General features: G+C 64.8%; 1 protein-coding gene. It reads right to left on the minus strand.

Annotation, left to right across the window (positions count from 1 at the left end; translation table 11 throughout):
• Positions 1 to 22: 22 nt before the first annotated feature.
• Positions 23 to 964: a transposase gene (locus G7A98_RS16550; RefSeq protein WP_163650774.1), complete on the minus strand. Its 942-nt coding sequence runs from the start codon at positions 962 to 964 to the stop codon at positions 23 to 25.
• Between the last annotated feature and the right edge of the window lie 253 nt (positions 965 to 1,217).

Here is a 1,217-nt window from a genome sequence, read left to right on the forward strand (position 1 = left end):
GTGGGAGATTCTATGTTGCCCGTCAAGCCTTGATGGGGCTTGGAGGGCGATATCCCGTCTCATGCTTCATCAGTGAAAAGGCGATGCGTGCCAGCTTCCTGGCCAGGATCACCAGGACCTGGGTGGACTTAAGCCCGCGTGCTTGATAGCGCTCAAAAGTCTCTTTCCACCCCGGTTGGCGACGCGCGGCCATGGCGGCATTGTGCAGTAGCCGCCGGACCTCCGGATCGCCTCGCTTGGTCAGCTTACGTCGCCCTCGCTGCTTGCCGGAATCGCGGACGCGCACATCCAGCCCCAGGAAGGCCACGAAGGCGTCGCTATGCCGGAAGTCGCCGCGCAGGAAGGCCATGACCAGGGCGGTGGCGGTCAGCTCCCCCACGCCTTCCATGGCCTTGCAGCGAGCCACCTGGTGGCGAAGCCCGGCCTCTCGGACGATGGACCGGAGCCGCGTCTGGATCAGCTCATCGAGCCGCGTCAGCTGGGCCACCAGCCGCTTGAGGTGCGAGGCCAGCCAGGGCAGTTCGGCGCAGCTCTGCTGAATCGCCACCCGCGCCTGGACCAGCGTGGCGCGGCGCCGCAGCAGGGTCTGCAGGGACCGGTACGCGGCCGGTGGCGGCGTCCAGGCCCGCAGCAGTTCGCGTTCGCGGTCGAGGTAGCGCGCCAGCAACCGGGCATCACTGCTGTCGGTCTTCGCCCGACCGCCGACGCCTTGCCGGTAATGATGGAGCTGGAAGCCATCGACCACGTAGATCTCGTGGCCGAGTTGGTACGCCAGCTCGATCAGCGCGACGTGATAAGTCCCGGTGGCTTCGACGGCGATCGCACAGTGAGGGGGAAGGCCACGCAGCCATTGCTTGAGGACCGGCTTTCGATTTTCCAGGGTTTCCTGGGCTTCGAGGTCCTGTCGATAGACCACGAGGTCGTGTTTGGCGACGTCGATCCCGATGACGGTCTGGATTGTCATGGCCTGGCCTCCGCGCTAGGTTGAGAAGGCTTGCCGGGGTGCACCCAGGCGCTGGCTTGCCAATATCGTCGGTCTGAGGGGCGCTCAGCCGATGGATTCCTTATCGGCGCTGAATGGGTGGGGTGGGGGCATATCTCCCACGGTCTGTACCCCCGAGGGGGCCAGATGCGATCTTCGTCCCTCCACCCCGGCAAGTCTTCTCCATACTGCCCGTGTTGGGTCATTTCCAACATACAAGCGACTTCAGTCGCGA

Source organism: Modicisalibacter sp. 'Wilcox' (genome assembly GCF_010993675.1).
Lineage (GTDB): Bacteria > Pseudomonadota > Gammaproteobacteria > Pseudomonadales > Halomonadaceae > Modicisalibacter > Modicisalibacter tunisiensis.

Excerpts from the sequence above, each read along its gene's own strand:
- G7A98_RS16550 (WP_163650774.1), bottom strand. The coding sequence starts at position 964 with ATGACAATCCAGACCGTCATCGGGATCGACGTCGCCAAACACGACCTC.